The organism is Methyloprofundus sedimenti (assembly GCF_002072955.1).
GTDB lineage: Bacteria > Pseudomonadota > Gammaproteobacteria > Methylococcales > Methylomonadaceae > Methyloprofundus > Methyloprofundus sedimenti.
This window is the reverse complement of the sequence record NZ_LPUF01000001.1, coordinates 1883231-1901406: the sequence shown is the minus strand read 5'-3', so window position 1 is coordinate 1901406 and position 18176 is coordinate 1883231. Positions and strand designations below refer to the sequence as shown.

Below are 18176 nucleotides of genomic sequence, written 5' to 3'. Positions count from 1 at the left end.
AATTAGGCTGTTTGTAAAAAATCACCTAAGCCGCGATTTACTAATGCTTCAAATTCAAGCATTGCCGCCTGCTCATTACACTGGGTCCATCTGTTGACTATATCCCAGCGCAATACATAAAGTACAACGGCCTCAAAATCAAAATAATGGGCTTGACCTATGCGTGCATAATGCTGCCAACTCAAATTTAACAACAGCTTTTCCAGCTCAACACTTTGATCTGCTGCAAACAATGTCTGAGCTTTTGCTACCCACGGAAAGCGATGACTTAAACCAAAATCATCTAACTGCCAGTTATTGCGAATCAACGGCAGAACCTGACCATAACCCCAGGGCTCATGTTTTTCAGGCGGGGGGTGATTTAATTTGCGTCTTCTGATCGCCGTTACAATAATACGTAACTCCAGGCGCCAGATAATAGCCTCATGCAACAAGGGGTTATGAATAGATTGGATAACACGATCTGCTTCAATAGCAATCTCGGCATCACTGTTCGCTTGTTGTATTTTTGCCCAGTGCAAAATACTTTCTATGGCGGCTAATTGCTGGCTATCCTGTTCAGTTAATAATTTTAACTGGCGCTCCAGGCGCAAACGGGTCACTGGCTTACGCTTAAAATCCCACAAAGACATAGGATGCGGCGGCAAACTTGCCATTAGCATCGTATAAGCCGTTTTTTGTTTCACTTTACAATACCTTGCAAGAGCGTTCTAAATCTAGGCTGCAAATGCTCCAGCAATAAGTCTGAAATTGTTTCTTCGGTAAAATCAACCACCATATCATCATCTTCCAGCCGCACTGACAAGCCTTTGCTAACATCGTCAGAAACCTGTATCGATACACCTTTACGCAACATATCCGCTGCAATAGACGCAGTATAATGCGTTAGAGTTCCGACCTTCAGCTCTTCAGGATTATTCTTCAATTCATCAACTCCGACCGGATTATTTGGCAGGAAAATACTGATATTCTCTTTAGATTCCAGGTCCAGTTGCTCGCGTACTTTACCGGCCAACTGTAAGATCAAGCGCTCCAAAAAAGCATCTTGCTCCATTTTTTGCCCGACGACACGTTTCACTTCTTTGCTAAAACTACCCAATAATGTGTCTCGTAACTTTAACAAAGAATCTCTAGTAGCAAGTTTTAATGCATCCTCACCTGCGGCACGTAAGGCATCACTTTGTTGTTTAGCCTTATCGATTATTTGTTGCGCCTCTAACTCAGCTTCTTCAATAATCCATTCCGCCCGCTTCTGCGCATCGATAACAATACTTTCCGCCCGTTCTTGTCCCGCAGAAACGCCTTGTTCACGTAAACGTTCAATTAAACTTTCTACACCCGACGAGGTGACTTTTGTATTTTGCTCACTCATACCTGATTATCCTTATGCTACAGCCTGAGGAATATTGGCGCTAATGACTAGCGCAAAGATAAAGGCAAAAACCGCAAAACCTTCAACAATCGCCGCAGGAGCAATCGATAAACCAAAAATTTCTGGCTTGGATTTAGTCGCATGAATCGCCGATGCGCAACATTGACCTTGATAAATAGCACTCGCCATTAAGGCTATTCCAGCGAGCACACCAATGGCAAATAAACCCGGAGACACGTCTGCTGTTACTGGTCTGTTTAAGGTAAACATGACGACAATACCGTAAATAACCTGCGACGAAGGCATGGCAGAGACACCCACATAACGACCATAACCGCTGTCCGTATCTAACATTGCGCCAATAGCGGCCTGTCCGGCTGTCGCACAGCCAATAATACTCCCTATAGCACCTAAAGCCATTGGTGCATACAAGCCTATCCAACCTAAAACAACAATAAAATCAGTCATTAATAACCCTCTTTTTTAGAAAATGCTTTAAACGGATAGCCCTCATCAGAGACACTCCAGTTATAAAACTCAATAAAGTTCAGGCGCAAACCATGCACTACGCCACTCATAATGCCCAACATAATATTCAGCGTATGCCCAATGAGCAAAATAAGAATACTGAATAATAAACCCATACCCGGCACCGCATGATAAACCTGCTCAGCTAGCTGATTAAATGTAATAGCTAAAGACGCACTTGCCAGTCCTAAGGCAAATAAACGCATATAACTCAAAACATCACCAAATATTTTGGTAATACTGGTTAAATTTTTAATCCCATCAAATAAACGTAACACTATATCCAACGGTTTCTGAATTTTACGTTCACCACTGAATAATAATAAACAAAAAGCCGCAACAGATAACAGCCCATAAGCCGTTTGCTCTAAAATATTGCTTTCACTGGATTGCGCCAGCCAATATACAAACCCACCGACGACAAAAAAAGCCCAGCCTAAAGCTGCAAACCGCCTTGTTTTATGTTTAAGCTGATAGGCATGCACCAGGTTTGCCAAAGCAATATGCACCACACCGACGAAAATAGAAATACGCATCATGGCGTCAAAATCATTCATATCCAGAACATGTAACTTCGCGGCCAATTGCTCTGGAGCGGGCGCAAAGCCAAAGTAACTACCGACCATTATTCCCCAAATGGCAGAAGTGACTAAGGTAAAAAACAGTAACATCCTGAAACGCATACCCTGAGTTGTGCGTCCCATGCGCTGCCATTTAAACGCTAAAATGCTCATAAACAATGCAGCATAACCTGCATCGGACAGGATCATGGCAAAAAACAAGGCAAAGGAAAAAAACACCACAATGGAAGGATCCCAACTATAATAATTTGGCGTTTGATAGAATTTCACTACTTCTTCACCGCCGGCAAACGTTGTGGTATTTTTTAATAAGGTCGGTGGCTGTTCCACGCCATCCGGGTCTTCAATTAACAACGCCAGGCGATGTTCATTGGAAAACTTTTCAATTCGCGGTATATCTTCTACAGCAACCCATGACTGTACAACAAAAACATCAGGCTCGTCTCGAGTAAGTAAATGCGCGCCATCTAAAGCCGACTGATTCTCATAGGCCGCCAAATTTAACATAATTAACGACATCCAACGCGTTAAGTATTCACGTTTGGCATAAGCATCTTCAATCGCTAGTTCAGTATCATCCAGATCTTTACGTAATTGAGATAAAGATAAACTGCCGACATGCGTTCTAGGCACCGGCATCGCTTTACTTGCTGGTTCATCTTTCGCTATAACAACGACATAAGCATCCGTATTGGTTTGATTAACCATTTGCCAAATCATATCAACCTGACGGACAACTTTCATTAAGCGCTTCGGTACAATATAAAACCAAAGTTTATAACCCTGCAATTGCCCGTCTTCAGCAAAGGAAAAATCTCCCCATAAGGAAACTTCTTTAATGCGTTGCTGTAAAAATTCGTGCTGGTCTAATAAATCAAGCAAAGTATTTTTCAGCAACACAACCTCCTGCACGACAGTTTTGAATTCAAAACCTTCAGGCTGTGTCACTTGATGACGCTTTTTGGGGCATTGCTGCAAATACTTTAACGCAGTCAGCGCATCTTCAATATTGTGCGCAGGCACATTATCAGACTTGCTTACCTTGCCCGCCAGGGGAATAAGATGCGTTGCACCCAAACTTTGCAGCTTATCTAAAACAAGCGATTTATCAGCGATTAGCCCACAGAGAGTTACTTTATTAAGCGATACAATAGCCATTTAACCAGCCTCTCTAAGACGTTTTTGTTTGGTACTTTTAGCGCGCACAACGCCAGCTGTATCCATATCCGAAAGATATATACGAATTTTACGGATATCCTGCTGGGCTTGCGGTATCAATACCTTATCGAATAAATTAACCCGCTGAGTCACTTTTTTAAGTGCCAGGCCTAAAATTTCAACACGTTGAGCATCAATTTTCTGACGTATTTTTAATTCCATCATAAGCTTCAACTGAACGACTAGCTGATCTACCCAATGCGGTTCAGTAAAGAGTGAGTACGGCCGTATATCAACAGTCATTTTATCCAATACCGGGACATGCACACCGACCACATTCTCTTCGCCTATTTCAACTTGTGTTAATTTAACCAGATCTGCCACAGGAATGCTTTTATCCGCCATCATCGGCAACATGGCAGCTGTTTGTTTATAACATTGTTCTATATCCAATTCTGTCTGCTGCAATCGTACCTGCGCCTTCTTACGTTCAGCCGCTAATTGTTGACGCTTTAAATCCAAAGAAGGCAAAAACTTCTTATAACGCTTCAGTTTTGTGCCTAATTTACTTAAAGATGCCTTACTGTACGCTAACCTAGCCATTAGAATTTTTTATCTTGGGAAAGTATTTATCGATGAAGACTTGCTTCATTAACAATTCAGTTTCATCAAAACACTCCGCCAGTGTTTGCCAACATAAATCCAGAGCTTCTTCCAGGGCGATAGACACATCCAGGCGCATAAATCGCTCTCTAAATAAGCCGCCAAATTTGATTTGTTTTTCATCAAACACCGATAAATCAAATGCCATGGCTTGTTTTTGTTCCGCTTCCACCGCGCCTGAATAAAAACGGATCATGGTATTCATAATTTGCGAATGATCCTCTCGGGTACTGCTGCCAATCACATGCTGTTTTAAACGTGATAATGAGCCAAAAGGATCAAGCATATGATCATGCAAATAAAACTGTCCTTCGGTAATATAACCTGTGTTATCAGGCACTGGATGCGTTACATCATCACCTGGCATGGTAGTCACTGATAAAATAGTGACCGAACCAGCGCCATCGTAATCACAGGCTTTTTCATAGCGACGCGCCAATTGCGAGTATAAATCGCCCATATAACCACGGTTGGCTGGAACCCGTTCCATGGAAATACCCACCTCTTTCATAGCATCTGCATAAGCCGTCATATCGGTCGCTAAAACCAATACCCGTTTACCTTCTTCGACGGCAAAACGCTCGGCCACAGCCAATGCCATATCCAGCACCAGCAAACGCTCTACAATCGGATCTGAGGCGAGATTACAAAACATCACCGTACGCGCAAATACACCCGCATCTTCAAACTGCGCCTGAAAATAATGAAAATCATCAAAGATCAGACCTAATCCCGCAAACACCACAATATCGGCATCGGCCTGAATACCAATACGCGCTAAAAAGGCATTGTAAGGTTCTCCTGAAACGGAAAAAATAGGAATTTTTTGACTCTCGACCAGACAATTGAAAACATCAATCATCGGTACATTAGTACGAATCATTTTAGAGGCAAGAATGCGCTTTACTGGGTTGACAGAGGGCCCATCAATCGCTACTTTTGGGTCATGTTCCAGTCTGGATCCGCCATCCATTGGCTCTCCCATACTATTAAATATTCGGCCCAAAATATCTGCCGAATAAGTGACCTTCATGGCTGTCCCTAAAAAACGAATCGAGGCGGCATTAGAAACCCCTTGCGTACCAAAAAAAACCTGTAAAGCAATTTCGTCGCGATCGATTTTTATAACTTGAGCGATCGAAGTAAATAACTCATCCTCGACTATAGCTAAATCACCAAACCGCGTTACCGCATCAGTGCTTTCTTCCTTACTCGAAACACTGACAGTAATAATATTGCCAACGATGGAAAGGATATTATGATGCCTGACCATTTGTCGAATCATATAAAACTCCGAAAAAATTAAAAGCTAGTAATTGAAATCATTTACCTGTGAATCAAAAACCCACAGCGCTCAACATGAGTTATCAAGAACAATTTTTGCAAGATACCGGGGTTATAATATCAGGATGCAAGAATGCACTTATAATAATTCTCAGAATATTCAGCACACCACTCTAGAATATTACTCAGCTAATTTATTGTTATACTGATTATGCTATTTAAATAAGTTAGCTAATGCTAAATAATCAGAAGTAACACCAGATGAAACAACTTTATCTCTTCCTTGATTTTTTGCTAAATATAATGCTTTATCCGCTTTTTTAATTAGGTCTTCACCTATTTTTTCAGCTGTTAAATGCTTACGTCCTATAGAAGGTTTATAAGTCACACTACCGATTGAAATCGTCGTCTTAATGGAAGCCTCCTGGAAATCCACGACTAAGTCTTTAATTTCACCTCTTATTCTTTCCGCAATATCAATTGCCATTGATTCTTCAATATTCCCAAGTAAAGCAATAAATTCGTCACCACCATAGCGCGCTAAAACATCGCTATTACGTAACTGCTCACGAATAACTGCTGCAACAGAAACCAACACTTGATCACCAGCCTGGTGGCCAAAGTCATCATTTATTTTTTTAAAGAAATCAATATCTAGAAAGAAACAGGTTAAAGCCTCATTATTTCTTTGAGCCCTGTCAATCTCTTCACCTAAGCGTTGCTCAAGAAAACGGCGATTATTCACCCCGGTCAAGGTATCAACCAAACTACTGGATTTCATCACTTCATAATTCAAATGATTTTCTAAACATACTCCCAGAACGTAAGTCATATGTTCAATAAAATCAGTACTCATGCCATCTACAAACCGCTCAGGATCAAAACTTCCCATGGACAATGCACCAATAAATTTCCCTTTTCTAACCAGAGGAATAACTGTAACACTTGCTAATTTTTTTTCATCCTGCAGAAAAAAATCAGCACATTTTTCTGTTTTATAAGCGCCTATATATGAGCTAAGTAAAGAACCAAAAGCCAGGTTCATGACCTGATGATTTTCCATGAAAATTAACCGTGGTTTGCTTTCTAAATCATAGTCATTATTTACCAGGAATGACCTTATCTCCTTCTTTGCATCAACAATGCAAAAACCAATATAATCAAGTTTAAAAAAATCCTGGGAATTTAGAATATAATCTAGCATTTCAGCTAAAGAATTAAGGTTCAGTAATTCTATTTCAAACGTCTGAAAGCGTTTCAACGTGATACTATTAGACTGCATACGTTCAAGCATAGCGTCTAAGTGGCTTTGTAAAACCATTAAATCCGTTAAGAAATCATCTTTCAAAATTTTTTCTCAGCTTGTAAAAATACCAATGTTACTATGTTATCAGTTTGTGAATTAAAACGTAACCATTCATCACATGACAGAATCCATCGCTTCTAAAATAGCCACGCTACGCCAGCAAATTCAAGCACATAACTACGCATATTACACCCTGGATACACCCACTATTACTGATGCGGAATATGATAGACAAATTCGATCCTTACGTGAACTAGAGGAACAATATCCCCAATATGCAGCCACGGATTCCCCCAGTCTAACGGTAGGCGGCCCGGTATTAAGCTCCTTTAGCAAGGTAAAGCATGAAATGGCCATGCTATCTTTAGGTAATGTATATTCCGAGCAGGAACTTGATGAATTTATTGAGCGTATTCAAAATCGCTTAAAAAATACCCATGAACTAACTTTTTGCGTAGAACCTAAATTAGATGGCCTGGCGATCAGCCTTTTGTACCAACAGGGCAAACTGGTTCGAGCAGCGACACGAGGTGATGGAAGTATAGGCGAAGATGTTACCTATAATGTCAAAACCATAAAAAATATTCCGCATACACTACAAGGTAGCGATATCCCAGAGCGGCTTGAAGTGCGTGGCGAAGTCATTATGCCAATTAAGGACTTCCATGCTTTTAACCAGCAGGCAAGAGACTCTGATACCAAAGGGTTTGTAAATCCACGCAATGCTGCAGCAGGGAGCCTGCGCCAGCTGGATTCTAATGTCACCGCACACAGGCCGCTTGCTTTCTACAGTTACGGTATAGGCATTATGGAAGGTGGTAATTTGGCTGAGAGCCATTATCAACGTTTGCTGCAATTAAAAGCCTGGGGCTTACCGTTAACCGCTGAAGTAACATTACAAAATGGCGCAAAAGGATGTATTTCCGCCTATCATCAACTGCTAGAAAAACGTGCGACTCTCCCTTATGAAATAGATGGGATTGTTTATAAAGTCGATGCTATTGCCTTGCAAGAACAACTTGGCTTTGTTGCTCGCGCCCCTCGCTGGGCTACAGCACATAAGTTTCCCGCTCAGGAAGAACAGTCGCAATTACTTGATGTTGAATTTCAAGTGGGTAGAACCGGAGCAATTACCCCGGTAGCTATTTTAGAACCGGTATTTGTTGGTGGTGTAACTGTCAGTCGCGCCAGTTTACATAATGCTGATGAAATAGAGCGTCTGAAACTAAAAATCGGTAATACTGTGATTATCAGACGTGCTGCGGATGTTATTCCGCAAATTGTAAAAGCAATCCCCGGCTCCGGGGTACAAAAAGAAATTATATTTCCTGTCACCTGTCCCGTTTGTGATTCGGAAATTGAACGCATAGAAGGTGAAGCAATAGCCCGCTGTACAGGCGGCCTATATTGTGCGGCTCAACGTAAGGAAGCGATAAAATATTTTGCATCGCGTAAAGCCATGAATATAGATGGCCTGGGTGTGAAAGTAGTCGAACAACTGGTAGATGAGCAGCTGATTAATAATCCGGCAGATTTATTTACCCTCAAAGCCGAACAACTTATGCCACTTGAACGTATGGCAGCCAAAAAAGTAGAAAATCTGCTGAATGCAATAGAGCAATGCAAAAAAACTACCCTGGCTAAATTTATACTGGCACTTGGCATTCGAGAAGTAGGTGATGCCACCGCAAAAAACCTGGCTGAACATTTTCTAACGCTGGATGCTATCCAAAAAGCATCTATAGAAGATCTGGAGCGAGTTGATGATGTTGGTGAGATTGTAGCAAAACATATCGTCACGTTTTTTCGCCAAAGACACAATCAGGAAGTTATTCAGGCACTTTTAGCCGCAGGTATTCATTGGCCTGAAATACCTGCTAAAGCGCAACAAAACGTACCTCTTGCAGGTAAAACCTTTGTGTTAACAGGCACCTTGACTCAAATGGATCGAAATGAAGCAAAGCAGGCTTTACAATCTCTGGGTGCAAAAGTGTCAGGCAGTGTTTCCAAAAAAACGGATTATGTCGTTGCAGGCGCAGCAGCAGGATCTAAGTTAACCAAGGCGCAGGAATTGGAAATTCCAATTTTGCAGGAAACGGATTTGCTAAGCCTGCTAAAATCTTATGAAAATCACTCTTAATAAATATAGAGTCAACGCTTTTTAAATATTAGCCAACCAGGCTCAATAAGGGCTGAGACATTACCTGTAAATTGAATCACTAAGGAACATGCACGAAATAATATGAGCAACTTGTAGGATGGGCAAAGGTCTTTTTCGTGCCCGTCTTTATATAGTACAGCCATCAGTTTATCAGTGGTAGCTAAGCAATACATATATTCCTGAAAGCCACAAAAAAGATTCATGCTATTCCTGATTCTACCTGGATGACTGGCAATTATAACGTACCGCCCCTAACGAAGAAATATCGTAACCTGCAAGTTCTTGTGCTTTTTCCTGAAAGCGTTTATCTTTGGTGAAGTTTAGCAGTGACTGGAAAGGCGTATCAAAATAATGACGATGATGGATCAGTAAATCAAATTGCTCATAAACCAAGGGAATAAAATCGAGTTGAAACTGTCTGGCCACTGCTTCAATAGCGATACCAGCGTCCGCCTTACCGTGAGCAATAGCGTCACCGATATCAGTATGACTATAAGCGGGCTGAGTTAAGAATGTTAAGGTTTCTTTACTGATACCATCACGCTGCAGCAAGGTTTCCAATAAAATATAACTACCAGCCCCCGCTTGACGATCAATCAGCTTGACTTTTTTGTCACGTAAATCACTGATTTTTTGTATCCCTAAGGGATTGCCAGCAGCCACCAAAAGGCCTTGTTGGCGACGAGCCCATGCAATTAATACGACGGGCTGATTATCCAGTTTTTGCTGAATAATCGGTATATTGTATTGCTCACTTTCAGGGTCCAAAAGATGTAAACCACAAAGCATGGCTTGCTCATTGATAAAGTCAGCCAAGCCTTCTGAACTGCCAGTGGTTTGAATTGCAAACGGAAAATGACACTCGCGCAAAGCCCATTCTAAAAGTAAATCATGACTACCGACTAATAATAAGGGAGGCGAAGACGCTTGATGCGCAAGAGTTTGATGTTGTATTTCGCTGTTTTTCTCCAGCCAGCGATCAATTTGAAAGCGAGGAAACAGCCATTTTCCGGTTACACGCGTACAGGGAATGAGCTTCTGCGCCAGTAAATCATAGACTTTTCGTTCTTTTATGCGTAAATAATCAGCGACTTCTTGAACCGTCATTAATTCTTGCAAAACAGTATCTCCTTATGAATTGTACTGAATATTATCAGACAATTTATAAGGGAATGAAAGCAATGCGCTTTTTTTGTCGTGTTTCAGCCAAATTAATGATTTATATAGCGGCAACAACTGTCATGAATTTATGTCGAGATACGTCTATTTCTGTTGCGCTAATTTGTGCACCGCTTCATCGACAATATCTATTAATTCCATGCCACCTTGTTGTGCATAGTTAATAATTTCGACACGCATACGCGGATCCCAGAAATTTTTTAAATGCTGTTCAACACTTGCGACTGCTAATGTATGGTCAGGCTCAGATTTAAAAAAAAAGCCGATATTATTGGCCATTTTGACTAGATTTTGTATATCCATTTTTAGGAAACCATACTTTGATAATGTTGAATACGATGGGGATGCGTATAGATAATATGCTTGTTGTTACGCGCAAAGCCAATTAAGGTTAAACCACACTCATCGGCTAATTTAATCGCCAGCGCAGTAGGTGCTGAAATTGCCGCCATAATAGTAATGCCGACAGTTGCCGCTTTTTGTACCATTTCATAGCTAGCGCGACTAGTCACCAGCAAACAGCCCGAGTTAAATTGACAGTTTGTTCGAGACAGGGTTCCTATCAGCTTGTCCAGAGCATTATGACGACCAATATCTTCACGAATCATCTTAATACCGGCATTAGGTATTAACCAGGCCGCCGCGTGAACCGCACCTGTAAGTTGATGCAAAGATTGCTGTTGTTGCATTTCTGCAAGTGCTGCCATCATTGTGTCAGCATCCAGACTAAAGCCCTTACCCACAGGATGCGGTTTGCGTATCGCCTGATCTAAGGTAGTTGTCCCACATAACCCGCAACCTGTGCGCCCGGTCATATTGCGGCTTTTATTTTCAATCAGGGCAAAACGATGTGGTGGAATACGCATTCTCACTTCTATGCCTTTTGCTCTTTGTACCACGCGTATAGACATAAGTTCAGCTGAGTCTAAAACGATTTCCTCCGTCAGACTAAATCCCAAAGCAAAATCTTCTAGATTTAACGGTGTTGCCAACATAACGACATGCGGTCTGGTGTTATAAACCAGAGCAATAGGCACTTCTTCTGCGACATAGTCTTCCAGACGGATATGACTTTCACCCCGCCAGCTATCCACGGTACCTTGTCGATAACTGGCCCAACCTAACTCGGTCACCACAGGATCCATTAATATCTACTCGTGTTCGTTAAGTGAAATACGATTTTCCAATAAAGACTCTTGTGTTTCACTAAAAGCACGATAGCTTTTTTGCCACTCAGAAGGCTGGCTGACTTTGGCCACATGCACAGCGGTCACTTTGTATTCAGGACAGTTGGTTGCCCAGTCTGAATTATCAGTCGTAATGACATTAGCCCCGGAATGTGGAAAATGAAAGGTGGTATAAACAACGCCCGGTTGCATACGTTCACTAATTAAAGCGCGTAGTACAGTTTCACCAGAACGACTTTTGATGCCTACCCAGTCATGGTCAGCAATGCCACGAAGCTCTGCATCATGCGGATGAATCTCTAGGCGATCTTCTTCATGCCAAATAACATTTTCAGTGCGTCGCGTTTGCGCCCCAACATTGTATTGCGACAAAATGCGGCCGGTGGTTAATATCAGTGGATATTTTCTGCTAGTGCGCTCTTCAGTTGGGATATATTCAGTCAGCATGAACTTGCCTTTGCCGCGCACAAATTCATCAGCGTGCATGGTCGGCGTGCCATTGGGCGCACTGTCATTACACGGCCATTGAATGCTACCTTCAGCGTCTATCTTAGCGTAAGAAACATGGGCAAACTGTGGTGTTAATTGTGCAATCTCATCCATAATTTCTGATGGATGCTGGTAATTCATAGGATAACCCAAAGCATTGGATAAATCCTGCGTCACTTCCCAGTCTTCTTTAACTGCAAACGGTGTCATCACTTTTCTGACGGGTGAAATACGTCGTTCGGCATTCGTAAAGGTACCATTTTTTTCTAAAAAGGAAGATCCCGGCAAAAATACATGAGCAAATTTAGCCGTTTCGTTTAAAAATAAATCCTGAATGATAATGCATTCCATTTGGCGTAAGGCATGATGCACATGATTAATATCCGGATCAGATTGAGCAATATCTTCACCTTGAATATATAAACCTTTAAAACTACCATCAATAGCCGCGGAAAACATATTAGGGATACGTAATCCAGGCTCAGACTGTAGCTTTACGCCCCAGGCCGCCTCAAATAAAGCGCGAGTTTCCTGATCAGACACATGACGGTAACCAACAAACTCATGCGGAAACGACCCCATATCACAAGAACCCTGTACGTTGTTTTGTCCGCGTAATGGATTAACGCCCACTCCTTCACGGCCAATATTACCGGTTGCCATCGCTAAGTTTGCAATTCCAATGACTGTGGTCGAGCCTTGACTATGCTCGGTAACGCCTAAACCATAATAGATAGCTGCATTACCGCCCGTTGCATATATACGTGCAGCTGCGCGAAGTGTTTCAGCATTAACCCCAGTAAGTTCTGCGACCGCTTCGGGGGAATTTTCAGCTTTGGCAACAAAAGTTTGCCATTTAGCAAACGATTCTGTATCGCAACGCTCGCCAATAAACGCCTCATCGGCTAAACCTTCAGTCACGATAACATGCGCCATCGCTGTGACGACAGCGACATTAGTACCCGGGCGTAATTTCAAATGGTAATCGGCTTTAACATGCGGAGTTTTAACCAGATCAATATTACGCGGATCTATGACAATCAGCTTAGCGCCTTCACGTAAACGACGTTTCATCATAGAGCCAAAAACGGGATGACCATCCGTTGGATTAGCGCCCATGACTAAAATAACATCGGCTTTTAGTACCGAATCAAAATTTTGTGTACCTGATGATTCACCAAAGGTGCTTTTTAAACCATAGCCAGTCGGAGAATGACAAACTCGAGCACAAGTGTCGACATTATTATTACCAAAACCTGCGCGGATGAGTTTTTGCATCAAATAGGTTTCTTCATTGGTACAGCGTGATGAAGTAATCCCGCCAATAGAATCCTGACCGTATTTTGCTTGCAAGCCTTTGAGTTTGTCAGCGGCAAACTGAATTGCTTCTTCCCAGCTCACTTCCTGCCACGGATCGGTAATGTGTTCCCGAATCATCGGTTGTGTAATGCGGTCTTTATGAGTCGCATAACCAAAAGCAAAGCGACCTTTAACACAGGAATGACCATGATTAGCATGACCGTTTTTATCCGGCACCATACGAATAACTTCTTCACCTTTCATATCAGCACGGAAAGAACATCCGACACCACAATAAGCGCAGGTAGTAATAACACTGTGTTCCGGTTGACCTTTTTCAATGATCGAATTTTCCATCAAGGTAGCAGTCGGACAGGCTTGCACACAGGCACCGCAAGATACACATTCCGATTCAAGAAAACTCTGGTTTTGTCCGGCTGAAATTTTGGAATCAAAACCCCGACCATCGATTGTTAGCGCAAAGGTACCTTGCGTTTCTTCGCATGCACGTACACAGCGTGAACAAACGATACATTTTGCCGGATCGAAACTAAAATAAGGGTTGCTCGTATCTTTAGCAGCATCAAGATGATTTTCACCTTCATAACCGTAACGCACTTCACGTAAACCCACTTCGCCCACAGTATCTTGCAATTCGCAGTTACCATTTGCCGAACAGGTTAAACAATCCAATGGATGATCGGAGATATATAATTCTGCAATACCACGGCGAATATCCGCCAGTTTGTCGTTTTGCGTACAGACTTTCATACCCTCATAAACAGGTGTGGTACAAGAGGCTGGATAACCGCGCGCGCCTTCAATTTGCACCAGACACATGCGGCATGAACCGAAAGGATCGAGACTATCTGTCGCACAGAGTTTAGGGATATTCACGCCCGCTTCTGTGGCAGCACGCATCACCGAAGTCCCTTCTGCGACCGTTACCTTGTGGCCATCAACTTCCAGAGTCACTTGCTTATCAGCAAGGCTAGCCGGTGTGCCGTAATCTATTTCTTTATTTAAGGTCATAATAACACTCCAGTTTTATCGCATCAGGCTGCATCTGCATCTACGTTAATGCCAAAATCTTCAGGAAAATAATTTAACGCACTTAAGACCGGATAAGGCGTCATGCCACCCATTGCGCAAAGTGAGCCTGCTATCATGGTGTCGCACAAATCACGCAGCAAAGTGGTATTTTTATCTTTTTGTATACCTTTCACAATGCGATCTATTACTTCAACCCCTCGGACTGAGCCAATACGGCAGGGCGTACATTTCCCGCAGGATTCTTCGACGCAAAACTCCATCGCGTAGCGTGCCATTTCGGCCATATCTACACTATCGTCATGAACGACAATACCGCCATGCCCTAATACGGCCTCAATCGCACTAAACGACTCATAATCCAGAGGTGTGTCAAATTGCGACTCAGGCATATAAGCGCCTAATGGCCCGCCTACTTGCACGGCTCTGATAGGCCGGCCGCTCGCCGAACCACCGCCATAGTCATACAGTATTTCACGTAAAGTTATACCAAAAGCGACTTCAAATAAGCCGCCATATTTGATATTTCCAGCTAACTGTATAGGTAAAGTACCGCGTGAACGGCCCATGCCGTAATCACGATAATAATCACCACCTTTATCTAAAATAATTGGAACCGAAGCTAAAGAGATAACATTGTTAACCACCGTTGGTTTACCAAATAAGCCAATAATCGCTGGTAATGGTGGCTTAAAGCGCACTAACCCGCGCTTGCCTTCCAGACTTTCCAGCAATGACGTCTCTTCGCCGCAAATATACGCCCCCGCACCGCGGCGCACTTCCAGATGAAACGCTTTGCCACTGCCTAAAATATCATCACCCAAATAACCCCTTTCATAAGCGGATTGAATGGCTTCATTTAAAGCTACATAGGCATGCGGATATTCAATACGCAAATAGATATAACCGCGCGTTGCACCTACTGCCAAACCGGCAATAGTCATACCTTCGATTAATACAAACGGATCACCTTCCATAATCATTCTGTCGGAAAATGTACCCGAATCACCTTCGTCCGCATTACAAACAATATATTTTTGTTCCCCAGGCGCATTAAGTACGGTATTCCATTTAATACCGGTAGGAAATGCCGCACCACCTCGGCCGCGTAAACCGGAATCGGTTACTTGTTTAACAATATCTTCAGGCGTTAAACTCAAGGCATTGTTCAAACCTATATAGCCATCATGTGCCACATAATCATCAAGCGAAACGGGGTTAGTTTTACCGACACGCGCGAAAGTTAAACGATGTTGATCTTTAAAATAAGGCAGAGCTTCTATATCGCCAAGATACAACGGGTGGTCTTTACCCTGCAGCATACCGTTATCTATTAAAGAGGGAATATCACTGGTCTGCACAGGCCCATAGGCAACACGTCCCGAAGCAGTTTCTACTTCAATCAAGGGCTCCAGCCAAAAAAGTCCGCGTGAGCCATTGCGCACAAGCTCAATATCCAAACCTTTATCAGCAACTACTTTTTGCAGGTTATCCGCCACCAGATTAGCACCTAATGACAAGGCCGTGGAATCGCGGGAAATAAATACTCGAATCATTCTGCTGCCTCTCTGTAACTGGCAATTACTTCATCAAATCGTTGAGGAGTCACACGGCCATAGACTTCATTATTAACCGACAAGGCGGGAGAACAAGCGCAGTTACCTAAGCAATAAAACGGCTCTAAAGAAAACTGACCATCGCTAGTAGTTTCATGCCAGTCAATTTCAAGTTGTTTTTGTGCATATTTTTCCAGCGCTTTGCCATTCATGGCCTGACAGGATTCAGCACGGCACAGTCGAATAGTATTTTTGCCGGGGGGTGTTTGGCGAAAATAGTGGTAAAAGCTGATCACCCCGTGAATTTCAGCATTCGACTGATTTAAAGCTAGGGCAATAACAGGTACTGAGTCACCTGGGATATAGCCTAGAGAATCCTGAATAGCATGCAGAATAGGCAACAAATTTCCTGGCATTGATTCGTGAGACTTTAAAATATCATCAATCTCTTGTTTATAACTATCATATCCATGCATAATTACACCACGATTATTATCTACTTAATTAAATACATATTTAAACATAAATAAACATATATATGCAATAAAGCAAAGGAAGCAAATCATCCTGACTGACTCTATTTCCTGTTGCTGATTCGAAGTTTTATCCTCCTTCCTGTCACCATGAATTCAACGGCATCAAACCTTACAAATAGTATAGCTTTATCTGCATACCTCGATTCATAACGCCTGCATGACTACAGCACTAAGAGTTAAAAGAGTTGTAGTTACTCCAACCAAAAATCAGACAACCTGATCTCACAGAAAATAACTGGACACCCTGTAAGTCTAATATAGGTTGGCATGAGGCACGAAGCCCATTAAATTCGGCGAAATATCCTGTTGGGCTTCGCAAGCTCAGCACCTACCTACGCATTTAAGTCTCATCTTATTACCTTAAAAAGTCAGTAAGCTTTTGATTTTATTAGACTGGATTCAAGTGCTCTGAAAATCCGGCATGCGTCTCTTCACAGGGCAAGATAGTCAACTACCTCCTGATCCACTTACCTTCTATACAACAACACGTTACGGTGAGAACATTGGGCTTGCGTGATTTTATTCCTCTTGTTGCCACCTTGCGAAGTTGCAAAGATCTGCTGCTGCGAGGCTTGCAAAAACACGAGGACTGGATTATCTCGTTTCCGGATTATGTTAGAGCTTTTTGCAAACAACATATCACCCAATGGTCATTCAATATGCTTCTCAATTGTTCAATAAATAGTGTTAGCACCACTAACCTTTTACTATTAACAACTAATTATTTGACCGCCAGATCAATTATATGGCTTAATTCTTTATCTCTGGAAAATGTAAAACAGGATATTATTGATCTATGTCTAAACCATTACGTTCTATTATTGGCCTATTGTTACTTATAACCACTGTTAGTCTTGCCACTTGCCAATCCTTATATAAGGTCACTCCTTTTGGCAGTCATTCAAATTATCAACAAAAATAGAGCTAATCGTACCCATAATCAAACAGCCGTCATGAATAAAACAGAGCAACTAAGAAAGCCCAAACCGTATCAGAGAAAAAATATCCAGGGTTTGCTACACAGCAGTCGCGGATTATTACTCTATATACTCCCTCTGGCGCTGATACCGGCCGCTATACTGTCCTTTGTATATGGTGACTTTATACGCATTATTACCAATATAAGTGGCTGTGCCGGCTATCTATTAGCAGCCAGCCTGTTGCGTAAAGGAATTGCCGCGGAAGTCGAATATCAGCAAAAAAAAATCACCCGGGCGCCTAAATGGCCACTAAAAACCTTTGCCGCTGGCATTGTTGCAGCGACAACGACAGTCATCGCTTTTATCGGAGCAGGTAATTCCTTTTTTGTAGCCATTGCTTTTGGCCTTGGCGCTTTGGCAGGCATGATTTTATTATATGGACTTGACCCGCGTCAGGAAAAAATGATTGCAGGCTCGCATGGCTATACAGCTGATGAAATATCAGCAACGATTGATGAAGCAGAAGCGCAAATTTACGGTATTGAACAGGCCAATAAGCAAATTAACAACCTTAACTTTAATAAACGCATCCGCATCATTTGCGATCACGCTCGGGACATTATCGGCATGCTTGAAGAAAGTCCTGGCGATATCAGAAGAGCGAGAAAATTTCTGAATATCTATCTTGATGGCGCATTAAAAGTGACTGAAGGCTATGCAGACATGCAAAGAAAGCATCAATCCGAGCAGTTAAGTAAAAATTTTGAAAATGTACTACAAACGATAGAATCTGTTTTTATTGAACAGAAACACAAGTTATTAGAAGATGATGTACTCGACCTTGATGTACAAATCGAAGTTTTAGCTGCCCAGCTAAAACATGAAGGGGTTATTTAACCCTCGTTTC

15 protein-coding genes are annotated in these 18176 nt (G+C 42.2%); 2 read left to right on the top strand and 13 right to left on the bottom strand.

What is annotated here, in order from left to right; translation table 11 throughout:
* Nucleotides 1-2: 2 nt before the first annotated feature.
* The 7 genes from AU255_RS08410 to AU255_RS08380 all read right to left on the bottom strand — a co-directional run bounded on the left by AU255_RS08410 (nucleotide 3) and on the right by AU255_RS08380 (nucleotide 6934).
* Nucleotides 3-686: a DUF2764 family protein gene (locus tag AU255_RS08410; protein WP_080522459.1), complete on the bottom strand. Its 684-nt coding sequence runs from the start codon at nucleotides 684-686 to the stop codon at nucleotides 3-5.
* Nucleotides 683-1372, bottom strand: a complete 690-nt coding sequence (locus AU255_RS08405) for a hypothetical protein (protein ID WP_080522458.1) — start codon at nucleotides 1370-1372, stop codon at nucleotides 683-685. The genes AU255_RS08410 and AU255_RS08405 overlap by 4 nt, the downstream gene beginning before the upstream one ends.
* A gap of 12 nt (nucleotides 1373-1384) precedes the next feature.
* The gene (locus AU255_RS08400; RefSeq protein ID WP_080522457.1) at nucleotides 1385-1840 is read right to left on the bottom strand and encodes an ATP synthase subunit C; all 456 of its coding nucleotides are present in this window, start codon (nucleotides 1838-1840) and stop codon (nucleotides 1385-1387) included.
* A complete protein-coding gene (locus AU255_RS08395) occupies nucleotides 1840-3639 on the bottom strand; it encodes a V-type ATP synthase subunit I (protein WP_080522456.1) in 1800 nt (599 codons plus the stop codon). Before AU255_RS08395 ends, AU255_RS08400 begins: the two co-directional genes overlap by 1 nt.
* Nucleotides 3640-4242, bottom strand: a complete 603-nt coding sequence (locus AU255_RS08390) for a V-type ATP synthase subunit D (protein ID WP_080522455.1) — start codon at nucleotides 4240-4242, stop codon at nucleotides 3640-3642.
* Nucleotides 4235-5587: a V-type ATP synthase subunit B gene (locus AU255_RS08385; protein WP_080522454.1), complete on the bottom strand. Its 1353-nt coding sequence runs from the start codon at nucleotides 5585-5587 to the stop codon at nucleotides 4235-4237. Before AU255_RS08385 ends, AU255_RS08390 begins: the two co-directional genes overlap by 8 nt.
* 213 nt (nucleotides 5588-5800) lie before the next feature.
* Nucleotides 5801-6934, bottom strand: coding sequence for a sensor domain-containing diguanylate cyclase (locus AU255_RS08380; protein WP_233144590.1), 1134 nt, complete (start codon nucleotides 6932-6934; stop codon nucleotides 5801-5803).
* Nucleotides 6935-7010: 76 nt separating this feature from the next.
* Here AU255_RS08380 and ligA point away from each other — a divergent pair, with 76 nt between their 5' ends.
* Nucleotides 7011-9032 carry an NAD-dependent DNA ligase LigA gene (gene ligA, locus AU255_RS08375; protein WP_080522453.1) on the top strand — a complete coding sequence of 674 codons (2022 nt, stop codon included), beginning with the start codon at nucleotides 7011-7013 and terminating at the stop codon, nucleotides 9030-9032.
* Nucleotides 9033-9269: 237 nt separating this feature from the next.
* Here ligA and AU255_RS08365 read toward each other — a convergent pair whose 3' ends face one another.
* The 6 genes from AU255_RS08365 to AU255_RS08340 all read right to left on the bottom strand — a co-directional run bounded on the left by AU255_RS08365 (nucleotide 9270) and on the right by AU255_RS08340 (nucleotide 16289).
* Nucleotides 9270-10172 (bottom strand): helix-turn-helix transcriptional regulator, encoded by a 903-nt coding sequence (locus AU255_RS08365; RefSeq protein ID WP_233144589.1) that lies wholly within the window; start codon nucleotides 10170-10172, stop codon nucleotides 9270-9272.
* 144 nt (nucleotides 10173-10316) lie between these two features.
* On the bottom strand, nucleotides 10317-10535 hold the full coding sequence (locus tag AU255_RS08360) for a formate dehydrogenase subunit delta (RefSeq protein ID WP_080522450.1): 219 nt from the start codon (nucleotides 10533-10535) through the stop codon (nucleotides 10317-10319).
* A 2-nt stretch (nucleotides 10536-10537) separates the two neighbouring features.
* On the bottom strand, nucleotides 10538-11377 hold the full coding sequence (gene fdhD / locus AU255_RS08355) for a formate dehydrogenase accessory sulfurtransferase FdhD (RefSeq protein ID WP_080522449.1): 840 nt from the start codon (nucleotides 11375-11377) through the stop codon (nucleotides 10538-10540).
* Between the two features lie 6 nt (nucleotides 11378-11383).
* On the bottom strand, nucleotides 11384-14239 hold the full coding sequence (gene fdhF, locus AU255_RS08350; RefSeq protein ID WP_080522448.1) for a formate dehydrogenase subunit alpha: 2856 nt from the start codon (nucleotides 14237-14239) through the stop codon (nucleotides 11384-11386).
* Between the two features lie 23 nt (nucleotides 14240-14262).
* Nucleotides 14263-15813 carry a formate dehydrogenase beta subunit gene (locus AU255_RS08345; protein ID WP_080522447.1) on the bottom strand — a complete coding sequence of 517 codons (1551 nt, stop codon included), beginning with the start codon at nucleotides 15811-15813 and terminating at the stop codon, nucleotides 14263-14265.
* Nucleotides 15810-16289 (bottom strand): formate dehydrogenase subunit gamma, encoded by a 480-nt coding sequence (locus AU255_RS08340; protein ID WP_080522446.1) that lies wholly within the window; start codon nucleotides 16287-16289, stop codon nucleotides 15810-15812. Before AU255_RS08340 ends, AU255_RS08345 begins: the two co-directional genes overlap by 4 nt.
* A 1013-nt stretch (nucleotides 16290-17302) precedes the next feature.
* Between AU255_RS08340 and AU255_RS08335 the strand changes: the two genes are divergently transcribed.
* Nucleotides 17303-18166 (top strand): 5-bromo-4-chloroindolyl phosphate hydrolysis family protein, encoded by an 864-nt coding sequence (locus tag AU255_RS08335; RefSeq protein WP_080523306.1) that lies wholly within the window; start codon nucleotides 17303-17305, stop codon nucleotides 18164-18166.
* The last annotated feature ends 10 nt before the right edge of the window (nucleotides 18167-18176 follow it).

Coding starts and splice junctions, on each gene's coding strand:
- AU255_RS08405 (WP_080522458.1), bottom strand. CDS start 1,372: ATGAGTGAGCAAAATACAAAAGTCACCTCGTCGGGTGTAGAAAGTTTA.
- AU255_RS08400 (WP_080522457.1), bottom strand. CDS start 1,840: ATGACTGATTTTATTGTTGTTTTAGGTTGGATAGGCTTGTATGCACCA.
- AU255_RS08395 (WP_080522456.1), bottom strand. CDS start 3,639: ATGGCTATTGTATCGCTTAATAAAGTAACTCTCTGTGGGCTAATCGCT.
- AU255_RS08390 (WP_080522455.1), bottom strand. CDS start 4,242: ATGGCTAGGTTAGCGTACAGTAAGGCATCTTTAAGTAAATTAGGCACA.
- AU255_RS08385 (WP_080522454.1), bottom strand. CDS start 5,587: ATGATTCGACAAATGGTCAGGCATCATAATATCCTTTCCATCGTTGGC.
- ligA (WP_080522453.1), top strand. CDS start 7,011: ATGACAGAATCCATCGCTTCTAAAATAGCCACGCTACGCCAGCAAATT.
- AU255_RS08360 (WP_080522450.1), bottom strand. CDS start 10,535: ATGGATATACAAAATCTAGTCAAAATGGCCAATAATATCGGCTTTTTT.
- fdhD (WP_080522449.1), bottom strand. CDS start 11,377: ATGGATCCTGTGGTGACCGAGTTAGGTTGGGCCAGTTATCGACAAGGT.
- fdhF (WP_080522448.1), bottom strand. CDS start 14,239: ATGACCTTAAATAAAGAAATAGATTACGGCACACCGGCTAGCCTTGCT.
- AU255_RS08345 (WP_080522447.1), bottom strand. CDS start 15,813: ATGATTCGAGTATTTATTTCCCGCGATTCCACGGCCTTGTCATTAGGT.
- AU255_RS08340 (WP_080522446.1), bottom strand. CDS start 16,289: ATGCATGGATATGATAGTTATAAACAAGAGATTGATGATATTTTAAAG.
- AU255_RS08335 (WP_080523306.1), top strand. CDS start 17,303: ATGAATAAAACAGAGCAACTAAGAAAGCCCAAACCGTATCAGAGAAAA.